10 protein-coding genes and 2 tRNA genes are annotated in these 9,916 nt (G+C 51.4%); 6 read left to right on the top strand and 6 right to left on the bottom strand.

The window, feature by feature from the left end; all coding sequences use genetic code 11:
- Position 1 precedes the first annotated feature (1 nt).
- The 6 genes from D6029_RS22150 to luxS all read left to right on the top strand — a co-directional run bounded on the left by D6029_RS22150 (position 2) and on the right by luxS (position 3,792).
- Positions 2 to 78, top strand: a tRNA-Arg gene (locus tag D6029_RS22150).
- 62 nt (positions 79 to 140) lie between these two features.
- Positions 141 to 217, top strand: a tRNA-Arg gene (locus D6029_RS22155).
- Positions 218 to 378: 161 nt separating this feature from the next.
- Positions 379 to 945, top strand: a complete 567-nt coding sequence (yqaB, locus tag D6029_RS22160; protein ID WP_120066828.1) for a fructose-1-phosphate/6-phosphogluconate phosphatase — start codon at positions 379 to 381, stop codon at positions 943 to 945.
- Positions 942 to 1,370: a YqaA family protein gene (locus tag D6029_RS22165; protein WP_120066829.1), complete on the top strand. Its 429-nt coding sequence runs from the start codon at positions 942 to 944 to the stop codon at positions 1,368 to 1,370. The genes yqaB and D6029_RS22165 overlap by 4 nt, the downstream gene beginning before the upstream one ends.
- 195 nt (positions 1,371 to 1,565) lie before the next feature.
- Entirely contained in the window at positions 1,566 to 3,122 is a 1,557-nt protein-coding gene (gene gshA / locus D6029_RS22170; RefSeq protein WP_120066830.1) for a glutamate--cysteine ligase, read from the top strand.
- A 154-nt stretch (positions 3,123 to 3,276) separates the two neighbouring features.
- Entirely contained in the window at positions 3,277 to 3,792 is a 516-nt protein-coding gene (gene luxS / locus D6029_RS22175) for an S-ribosylhomocysteine lyase (RefSeq protein ID WP_120066831.1), read from the top strand.
- Positions 3,793 to 3,882: 90 nt separating this feature from the next.
- On the opposite strand, the gene emrB is transcribed toward luxS, so the two are convergent.
- The 6 genes from emrB to D6029_RS22205 all read right to left on the bottom strand — a co-directional run bounded on the left by emrB (position 3,883) and on the right by D6029_RS22205 (position 9,740).
- The gene (gene emrB / locus D6029_RS22180) at positions 3,883 to 5,421 is read right to left on the bottom strand and encodes a multidrug efflux MFS transporter permease subunit EmrB (protein ID WP_120066832.1); all 1,539 of its coding nucleotides are present in this window, start codon (positions 5,419 to 5,421) and stop codon (positions 3,883 to 3,885) included.
- Between the two features lie 15 nt (positions 5,422 to 5,436).
- Positions 5,437 to 6,609: a multidrug efflux MFS transporter periplasmic adaptor subunit EmrA gene (emrA, locus tag D6029_RS22185; RefSeq protein WP_120066833.1), complete on the bottom strand. Its 1,173-nt coding sequence runs from the start codon at positions 6,607 to 6,609 to the stop codon at positions 5,437 to 5,439.
- Positions 6,610 to 6,743: 134 nt separating this feature from the next.
- Positions 6,744 to 7,274: a transcriptional repressor MprA gene (gene mprA, locus D6029_RS22190; RefSeq protein WP_120066834.1), complete on the bottom strand. Its 531-nt coding sequence runs from the start codon at positions 7,272 to 7,274 to the stop codon at positions 6,744 to 6,746.
- Positions 7,275 to 7,358: 84 nt separating this feature from the next.
- Positions 7,359 to 7,700 carry an L-valine transporter subunit YgaH gene (gene ygaH / locus D6029_RS22195; RefSeq protein ID WP_120066837.1) on the bottom strand — a complete coding sequence of 114 codons (342 nt, stop codon included), beginning with the start codon at positions 7,698 to 7,700 and terminating at the stop codon, positions 7,359 to 7,361.
- Positions 7,700 to 8,440, bottom strand: coding sequence for an AzlC family ABC transporter permease (locus D6029_RS22200; RefSeq protein WP_120066835.1), 741 nt, complete (start codon positions 8,438 to 8,440; stop codon positions 7,700 to 7,702). Before D6029_RS22200 ends, ygaH begins: the two co-directional genes overlap by 1 nt.
- Positions 8,441 to 8,564: 124 nt before the next feature.
- Positions 8,565 to 9,740: an MFS transporter gene (locus D6029_RS22205; protein WP_120066836.1), complete on the bottom strand. Its 1,176-nt coding sequence runs from the start codon at positions 9,738 to 9,740 to the stop codon at positions 8,565 to 8,567.
- Between the last annotated feature and the right edge of the window lie 176 nt (positions 9,741 to 9,916).

Raw genomic sequence — 9,916 nt, forward strand, 5'->3', positions numbered from 1 at the left:
TGCACCCATAGCTCAGCTGGATAGAGTACTCGGCTACGAACCGAGCGGTCGGAAGTTCGAATCTTCCTGGGTGCACCATTCTTCTTTGATGTTGTGGTAAGTTTAACGACATTGAATCAGCAGTAAAGCAATACCCCGATGCACCCATAGCTCAGCTGGATAGAGTACTCGGCTACGAACCGAGCGGTCGGAAGTTCGAATCTTCCTGGGTGCACCATCTTCTTCTCAGTCCCATCCTCCTAAAAATTCTGAATTAAGTCCCCAATAAAACCCTATATATCATTAGTCACCCGCTAAACTATCTCTATTACAATAAGCGACAATATTATTGGTTTACGCTAAAGTAACGCCTCAATATTTAGTGATGTGAGGGTAGAGATGTACGATCGTTACGAAGGTCTGATTTTCGATATGGACGGAACCATCCTCGATACCGAACCAACACATCGTAAAGCGTGGCGTGAGACGTTAGCCGGTTATGGCATGCAGTTCGACGAGCAGGCTATGGTTGCGTTGAACGGCTCTCCAACCTGGCGCATTGCGCAGGCGATTATCGAACTCAATCGTGCCGATCTTGATCCCCACCGTCTCGCGCAGGAAAAAACGCAGGCCGTCAGAGCGATGCTTCTGGATACGGTTCGCCCACTTCCCCTCATTGATGTTGTTAAATCCTGGCATGGCCGTCGCCCAATGGCGGTGGGAACCGGTAGTGAAAGCGATATTGCCGAGTCTCTGTTGAAACATTTAGGTTTACGCCAGTATTTCTCCGCAGTTGTTGCAGCCGATCATGTTAAAAATCACAAACCTGCTCCCGACACTTTTTTGCTGTGCGCCGAATTAATGGGCGTAGCACCGCAAAAATGTGTGGTGTTTGAAGATGCAGATTTCGGCCTCGAAGCGGCGCAAGCGGCTGGAATGGATGGTGTGGACGTCCGTTTACTGTGAGTGAAGCTGTATCACTCTTTTCGCTATTTACCAGTAGTTTTCTGAGCGCTACTTTATTGCCGGGCAGTTCCGAAGCGGTGTTGGTAGCGCTATTAGTCGCAGGCTCAGGGCCAACGTGGTTACTCATTTTTGTAGCAACAATGGGTAATAGCCTTGGTGGTCTGACTAACGTTATTCTGGGGCGTTTTTTTCCGTTGCGGGAAAAGTCGCGCTGGCATGGAAAAGCAAGCGCCTGGCTGGAGCGTTTTGGCCCGGCAACATTATTACTCAGTTGGCTGCCTGTAGTAGGCGACCTACTGTGCCTGTTAGCTGGCTTGTTAAGAATGAGCTGGGGACCGGTAATCTTTTTTTTATGCCTTGGCAAAGCGATTCGCTATATCGTTGTAGCGGCTGCAACGGTGCAAGGTATTGCGTGGTGGCACTAATTGCATGGACTGAAATACCCGTTATCTTTCAAGCTGCAGGTGCGTTGGCTGCACTCGCAAACCTCTGTCACTTACTCAAGTAAGCTCAAGAGGATTTGCTCCTTTGCCGCCTTCCTGCAACTCGAAATCTAAAGGGTATTATTATCGCCATCTCTTATGCTTAATAAAAATGTACTCGACAGGCGGGAGGTCAATTTGATCCCGAACGTATCACAGGCGCTGGCCTGGCTGGAAAAGCATCCTCAGGCAGTAAAAGGTATTCATCGTGGTCTGGAGCGTGAAACGCTACGGGTCACTCCAGATGGTCAGTTGGCAACGACAGGCCACCCGGAAAGCCTGGGCTCAGCGCTGACGCATAAATGGATCACCACAGACTTCGCTGAAGCGTTGCTGGAGTTTATTACTCCGGTTGATGGCGACATCGACCATATGCTGACTTTCATGCGCGATCTCCATCGCCATACCGCCCGTGAACTGGGCGATGAGCGTATGTGGCCGCTCAGTATGCCGTGCTATATCGACGACGGTCAGAACATTGAACTGGCGCAATATGGCTCATCCAACAACGGGCGTTTTAAAACGTTATACCGCGAAGGTCTGAAAAACCGTTACGGCGCGTTGATGCAAACCATTTCTGGCGTTCACTACAACTTTTCGCTGCCGCTTGAATTCTGGCAGGCACGTCTGGGTGTTGAAGACGCACAGAGCGGCAAAGAAGCGATTTCCGCCGGATACTTCCGCCTGATTCGCAACTACTACCGTTTTGGTTGGGTGATCCCGTATTTATTCGGTGCATCGCCAGCAATCTGCTCATCCTTCCTGCAAGGGAAAGAAAGCGCGTTGCCGTTTGAAAAAACCGAATGCGGCATGAATTACTTGCCGTACGCGACATCATTGCGTCTGAGCGATTTGGGTTACACCAATAAATCCCAGAGCAATCTTGGCATTACGTTTAACGATCTGGAGACTTATGTCGCCGGGTTAAAACGTGCGATTAAGACGCCATCAGAAGAATATGCGCAGATGGGGTTAGAGAAGGACGGTAAACGCCTTCAAATTAACACCAACGTGCTGCAAATCGAAAATGAACTCTATGCACCGATTCGCCCTAAACGCGTTACAGGGCCAGGTGAGTCGCCTTCTGATGCACTGATGCGCGGCGGGATTGAATACATCGAAGTGCGTTCACTCGACATCAACCCGTTCTCGCCGATTGGCGTTGACGAGCAGCAAGTTCGTTTCCTCGATCTGTTCATGATTTGGTGTGTGCTGGCTGACGCGCCTGAAATGAGCAGCGACGAATTGCTTTGTACCCGCAAAAACTGGAATCGTGTGATTCTGGAAGGCCGCAAACCGGGCCTGACGCTGGGTATGGGCTGTGAAACCGCGCAGCATCCACTGCCGAAAGTAGGCAAAGATCTGTTTGCCGATTTACGTCGCGTTGCCGAAACGCTCGATGGCATTGCCGGAAATACTGAATATCAGGATGTGTGTGACCAACTGGTTGCGTGCTTCGACAATCCAGAATTAACGTACTCCGCACGTATTCTGCGGTCTATGATTGATAATGGAATTGGTGGGACAGGGCTTGCGCTGGCTGAGCAGTATCGTCAGATGCTGATTCAGGAACCGCTGGAGATTTTGACCGAAGACGTGTTGCAGAAAGAACATGATGCTTCATGGCAGCGCCAGCGTGATATCGAGGCCAGTGATACTGAGCCATTCGATGTCTGGCTTGAAAGTCACTCTTGATACAAAAGAAAAAGGCCACAATCAGTGTGGCCAAAATATACATCTCTGAATCAGGGATGATGATAACAAATGCGCGTCTTTCATATACTCAGAGTAGCGTACGAAAGAATGGTTCATTTTATTTTTAAAAAAATCACTTATCGGAGGTTGTCAGATGCCGTTGTTGGATAGCTTCACCGTTGACCATACCCGCATGGGCGCACCAGCAGTGCGTGTGGCCAAAACGATGCATACGCCTCATGGCGATACTATTACTGTATTTGATCTGCGTTTTTGCATTCCGAACAAGGAAGTGATGCCAGAAAAAGGGATTCATACACTTGAACATCTGTTTGCTGGTTTTATGCGTGATCACCTGAACGGAAACGGTGTAGAGATTATTGATATCTCGCCAATGGGCTGCCGTACCGGCTTCTACATGAGCCTGATTGGTGTGCCGGAAGAGTCTCGCGTTGCTGATGCATGGAAAGCGGCAATGGAAGATGTGCTGAAGGTGAAAGAGCAAAACCAGATCCCTGAGCTGAACGTTTACCAGTGTGGCACCTACCACATGCACTCACTGCAAGAAGCACAGGATATCGCGCGTCATATCCTTGAGCATGGCGTGAGCGTCAACAGCAACGAAGAGCTGGCTCTGCCGAAAGAGACACTCAAAGAGCTGCACCTGTAGGTCGGATAAGCAACGCGTCATCCGACAATAATCAGTAAAAACAAAAAGGGGCCAATTGGCCCCTTTTGTATTTCTGACGGTACTTCTGACTTAGTGCGCTCCGCCGCCACCACCACCCGCTCCAAACGGTGGTCGGGCAAACCATACCAGCCCCAGCAACAGAATAAATATCCCCGCTGAAATCCAGAAAATCTCATTGGCAGAAATAATCAGCCCCTGATTGGTAATCTGCTGCGCAATATATCCGGAGGCTTGTTGCGGCGACATACCGAGGTTTTCCAGTTGCGAATACATTTGCTGTGCATTTGGGTTAAACGGCGAAACGGATTCTGTTAACTGCGAGTGGTGCATGGCTTCGCGGTTAGTCCACAGCGTCGTAGTTATCGACGTACCAATCGAGCCGGCAAGGGTTCGGGTAAAGTTCGACAAACTCGATGCGGCTGCCATACGCTCAGGCGGTAAACCGGAAAGCGTAATCGTCGTCAATGGCATAAAGAAGCACGCTACGGCGAAGCCCTGAATAAACTGCGGCCATGCTGAACCGCCAAAATCCATTCCCGGTTCAAAGGTGTATGCGCGCCAGTAGAAGCAGACGGCGTACATGATAAAGCTGAACGTCACCAGCCTTCGCATATCGAGCTTGTGAGCAAATCGGCCAATTATCGGCGACAGCAGTACCGGAATAACCCCGACCGGTGCCGATGCCAGACCCGCCCAGGTTGCCGTGTAGCCATATACCTCCTGCAATAGCTGCGGCAGCAACACAATGGCGCCGAAGTAGAGCATATAGGCGAGGCTGATACACAGACACCCGATGGTAAAGTTTCGCGACTTAAACAGCGACAAATCGACTATCGGGTTGTCGTCCGTCAGCTCCCACACAATCAAGAAGCTTATCGCCACCACCGCGACGACAGTCAGAACCACCACTTCGGTTGAGTTAAACCAATCCAGCTCTTTACCACGGTCGAGCATGATTTGCAGGCTGCCGATACCCACCACCAACAGCGCAAGGCCGATGGCGTCGATACGTCGATGCTCGGTTTTGGTTTCACGCCCGCGCAGCGTTTGCAGCGTCAGCAGAACCACCACCGCACCGATGGGCACGTTGATAAAGAAGATCCAGCCCCAGTGATAGTTATCACTGATATAACCGCCGAGAATTGGCCCGCAAATTGGCGCGACGATAACCGTCATCGACCACAGCGCCAGCGCGATACTTCGCTTGGCAGGCGGATAGTTATTGAGCAGCAGACTTTGCGAAAGTGGAATCAACGGCCCGGCCACAATCCCCTGAATCACGCGGAAGAAAATCAGCATCTCCAGGCTTTTGGACACGCCGCACGCCCATGAAGCCAACACGAACAGAATCGTTGACCACATGAACAGCTTCACTTCACCCAGGCGCTTAGCAAGCCATCCGGTTATCGGAATGGAGATGGCATTTGCCACCCCAAACGAGGTGATAACCCAGGTCCCCTGGCTCAATGAAGAGCCCAGGTTCCCGGCGATAGTCGGAATAGCCACGTTGGCGATGGTGGAGTCCAGCACCTGCATAAAGGTCGCCAATGACAAGGCGATGGTCATGATGACCAGCGGTGCCCCTTCTAGCGGTTTTTGTTGTGCCATACAACCTCCGCTTTATTAGCCCGCATTAGCCTGGATGATGCTATTGATAAGCTCGTTGGCAGGCGCAAGGTTCAGTTCGCGCGCATTGCTTTCATACACTGGAGAGTGGCGAGTGGTATTTGCCAGCATGCTGCCTTCGCGGTTGCTGGTGTCGACCGTCGCCAGTGTTGACAGGCCGATTCGCAGCGGGTGTTGCTCAAGCTGTTTTGCATCCAGTTCAATACGCACAGGCAAACGCTGCACGACTTTGATCCAGTTACCCGTGGCATTTTGTGCAGGCAGCAAAGAGAACGCGCTGCCGGTGCCCATATCCAGGCCGACAACTTTACCGGTGTATTCAACTTTGTCGCCGTAAATATCACTGACAACGGTCGCCGGTTGGCCAATACGCATATGCGCAAGCTGCGTCTCTTTAAAGTTTGCATCCACCCACAAACCACTGGCTGGCACGATAGCCATCAGCGGAGTCGTTGGGCTGATTTGTGCGCCAACCTGAACAACACGGCGGGAAACATAACCGGTCATTGGGCTGACGATTTTGGTACGTTGCAGTGCCATCCAGGCGTTACGCAACTCGGCTGCCGCTTGCTTAACGCTTGGCTGCTCTTCGAGTTTGGTGCCAAGGATCATCGCCTGATTGGCATTATATTGTTGAACGGCAACATCCAGTTGCGCTTGAGCCGATGCGACGGCATCTCGGGCGTGTTGCAATTCTTCACGGCCAATCAGGTTGGCATTACCCAGCGGCACGCGACGGTTCAGGTCACTTTGAGCTTGAGCAAGAGAAGTCTTTTGCAGCTCGATATTGGCCTGATACTGCTTACTATTAATCATTAACTGACGTGTCTGGCGAACACTTGAAGCCAGCACGGTTTGTGCTTGCTCAAAGGCTTGCTCAGCGTCTGCCTGGTCCAGCGTGACCAACACATCGCCCTGTTTAACGAAGTCGGTATTGTCTGCCCAAACCTTGGTTACGCTTCCGGAAACCTGGGACATAATCTGCACCTGATTACCGGCCACATACGCATCATCCGTGTTTTCGTAGTGACGTAAAACTAAAAACCAGTAAATCCCATATGCCACAGCAATAATGACAAACAGCAGGGTTAATACGAGTAAGGCACCTTTACGTTTGCCTTTCTTGTTACCCGGCTGCTGCGGGGTTTGAGTCTCCGCATGTGCGCTCATGCTTATCTCCACACTTTTTTATTATAGTGATCGGCTGAGCCGACCTGTTAGACCCAACAGGCCAGCAAGGTGAGTTGCTGGCCTGTCGGTATTCATCTTTTTTGGGGCACTACGATTTCACGCGATGACGGCACTTAGCGCACGGCTTCAAGTACAGTCTGGTTTTCGTCCATTTCATCAAGGCGGGTCAGCAGTTTGCGGGTGATATTTTCCAGCTGCTCTTTCTCCGTACCGCTCAGCGCAGACCAGAGCTCATGCAAGCAGCGATGTTGCGGCGGTAACACCTGACGTAGGAATTCGTGACCTTTTTCGGTCAAATGCAGATGCAGGCAGCGGCGATCGTTATCGCTTTCACGGCGTTCAATCCAGCCACGCTTTTCCAGTTCATCGGCAATGCGGGTCGCGTTGGTGCGTGAAGAACCCAAAGCACAGCTCAGTTCAGAAGGCTGAATGCTATGGCTTTCCTGTGATTCCAGAGTGATCAACGCCATAAACAGCGTCTCGTTAATGCCCTGAGCTTTCAGCATTTTATTGCGGTTTTCCAAAAGCTTGCCCTGCATGTGCATGCACAGGCGCGTCAAAAGGACTTCCTGATAAGGGAATTCCTCGTAGCGTTTGGCGCGAAATTTTAGCATTTGTTCAATGGGCGTAAACGAACTATCCATTTTGGCATAACCTCATTAGTTGCGGTCGATATAATAACGATGGTGACAAATAAAGTAAATGTATTGTTTATACGTTTTTTATCGTCAGACTGCGATCACCATCATGAGTTTCCAGGTTAATCCATAACCCAGAGCACTTAATAACGTCGGGATAATAATGCTGCGAGTCTTGTAATAACTCAGCCCGAGAATGATAAAACCCATTAACGTCGGAACCAGACGCTGCGCATCGTGCATAATTTCAGGCACGCTCGACACCACCAACAAAGCGCAAATTGACGCAATACCAATGCTGTCGAGCAATACGCCAGTCGCACCGCGTTTAGCCGGGCGCGTTGAATTTGCCCGAATGCGTAAAGGCAAATAGCGAAACATATAATTGGCGAACCCGACCAGCAGACCCAGCAAAAGGACTTGTGTACTGATCATCTCGGTTCCCCTTGGTAAAACGCCTGCACTAACGCCGCCAGGCATCCACAGACAATGCCCGCCAGAATAGCCGCAGGAATGGAAACCAGCGTGACGCCCAATAACGCACCGGCAAGCGACGCGGTTACAGTCCATGACTGTTTGCGCTGGAATGACGCTAGTAAGAAGCTCAGGAAAAGGGCGGGCAACATAAAGCCTAACGCCGCTTCCACCGCCGGGAAATTATCCAGCAAACCGTTACCAGACCAGGAGCCAAGCGCGGTGCCCAGAATCCAGGAGAACCACGAACTGAATGCGATGCCTATCATCCAGTTTTCGCTCCAGCGGCGGTTATCGCGCACCAGTTTGGCGGTCGCTGCGGCAAAAACTTCATCGGTCAGGCCAAACGCCCAAATCGCCGTTTTAGGTTTGCTCAACTGGCGAGTGATTCGCTGGCGCAGGGAAGGGCCATATAAAACGTGGCGCACATCCATTGCCATCACCGTTAATGCGGCGACCCACAAAGAACTGCCCGCAGACAACAAAGCGGTAATCACAAATTGACTGGCACCCGCATAAATAATGCAGGAGAAAAACAGGCTTTCGAATGGGGTGAATCCCAGCTTGGTGGCATTTAATCCAAAAGCGAATGCTACCGGAATATAGCTGATAACAATGGGTAAACTGTCTTTCAGCCCTTCAACCCAGGTAGCTTCGTTTTGTTTATTATTTAATGGAGCTGTTGCAGGACTATCCATATTAACTATTTATCTATTGCTGACGTTAATGTCACTCGAATGAACAAACAGGGATAACCTTAACAGACTGGTACGACCCTTAATACCCCAAATTATCCGCAGGGTCTGTAAAGGATTAGTGGTATCACGGCTGACGGTGATACCCACGCCACCACACTACCAAATTTAGTAGGGCCATGATGGCACCCGCCGCGCACACGCCATTCCATCCAGCATGTTGGTAGGCGCTGGCCGAAATAATCGAACCGGCGGCACCGCCAATAAAGTAGCTGGTCATATACCCGGCGGTCAGGCGATTTCGTGCATCCGGCATCATGCGATAGATAACGGTTTGGTTTGTGATGTGGACGCCTTGCACGGTTAAGTCCAAAACCAGAATACCAATGATAAGTGCGATGATTGAATACTGGCCCATCGCGACGGCAATCCAAGACAACAACAACAGCACAAGCCCGATGGTGGTGGTGAGATGGGCTTTGCCTTTGTCAGCAAAACCGCCCGCCGGACGCGCGCCTAAAGCTCCCGCCGCACCCGCCAGACCAAACAGGCCAATCGTTGCTTCCGAGAAGTTAAATGGCGGCGAAGCCAGCAGAAATGCCATTGACGTCCAGAGAATGCTGAAGTTAGCAAACGTCAGGCAGCCCAACAGCGCGCGGGTGCGCAGCAGCGGGTTTTTGATAAACAGGCCGAATACCGAAGAGAGTAATTGCGGGTAATTCAGATGAGTTTCTGACTTCACTTTCGGCAGGCCGCGCCACAGCGCTACCGCCATAAAGACCATTAAGACACTGGCGACCCAGTAAACGGTGCGCCAGCCACCCATACTCGCCAGCAGCCCGGCAACGGTTCGCGCCAGCAAAATCCCCAGCAGCAGCCCGCTCATAATGGTGCCAACCACTTTGCCGCGTTTTGCAGGTTCCGCAAGCGTAGCCGCCAGCGGCACCAGAATTTGCGCGACCACTGAGAATAGACCCGTTAGCGCAGTACCGAGGATCATCATCCACAGCGTCTGGCTCAGTGCGGTGATCACCATGCCACCTGCCGCCAGTAGCGTCATAAACACAATCAAACTACGGCGTTCAAACATATCGCCCAGTGGCACCAGCAGCAATAAGCCTGCGGCGTAACCCAATTGCGCGGCGGTAACGATAAATCCGGCCTGGTTGATTGAGAGGGAAAACGCATTAGCGATGGTGTCGAGCAAGGGTTGCGCGTAGTAGTTGCTGGCAACGGCCAAACCCGTGGCGATAGACATCAGGACGATGAGCGCGGGGCTGAGTCCGTGGTGAGTGTTTTTCATTCTTATTCTTCGATTTGCGATAATGAGGCGGGAATAATAGCGAAAATTAAGGTAAGCGGGAGTCGGATTGTGCGGTGAGAGAAAACGCCCTCATCCCAGCCTTCTCCCCCAGGAGAAGGAGAAAGCCCTACGATTCCCTCTCCTGAGGGAGAGGGTTAGGGTGAGGGCAACAAGAC

The organism is Buttiauxella izardii (assembly GCF_003601925.1).
GTDB lineage: Bacteria > Pseudomonadota > Gammaproteobacteria > Enterobacterales > Enterobacteriaceae > Buttiauxella > Buttiauxella izardii.